Source organism: Desulfobacter latus, assembly GCF_013389365.1.
Taxonomy (GTDB): Bacteria; Desulfobacterota; Desulfobacteria; order Desulfobacterales; family Desulfobacteraceae; genus Desulfobacter; species Desulfobacter latus.
The window spans coordinates 1-483 of the sequence record NZ_JACADJ010000192.1 but is presented as its reverse complement, the minus strand read 5'-3'; the positions used below and the strand labels follow the sequence as shown (position 1 = coordinate 483).

Annotated in this window: 1 protein-coding gene; it reads left to right on the top strand. The window is 49.1% G+C overall.

Features of this window, described 5'->3' with window-relative positions; translation table 11 throughout:
- Positions 1-19: 19 nt before the first annotated feature.
- On the top strand, positions 20-483 hold a 464-nt coding region (gene iscB / locus HXW94_RS18950), incomplete at its 3' end, for an RNA-guided endonuclease IscB (protein ID WP_218576831.1).

The window sequence follows — 483 nt, the reverse complement described above, 5'->3', positions numbered from 1 at the left end:
GTATCAGCAGGGGGAACTCATGGGTTATGAGGTACGGGAATACCTTCTGGAAAAATGGGACAGAACGTGTGCCTATTGCGGAAAAACAGATATCCCATTGGAGATTGAACATATCGTGCCGAAATCGGAAGGCGGTTCCAACAGAGTCAGCAATCTGACACTGGCCTGTACGGCGTGCAACAGGAAGAAGGGTAATAAGTCGCTCGAACAGTTCCTTTCAAGGAAACCGCGACTGTTGAAACGAATTCAAAAACAATCCAAACTGCCGCTCAAGGATGCGGGTGCCGTCAATACGACCCGATGGGACTTGTTCCGTACCTTGAAAAAAACCGGACTGCCGGTTGAAACAGGCTCCAGCGGTCTGACAAAATTCAACCGGACGACCAGGGGACTTCACAAAACGCATTGGCTCGATGCCGCCTGTGTAGGCAAAAGCACACCTGAAAAGATGTTTCAGATCGACAAAACCGTGTTGATTGTAAA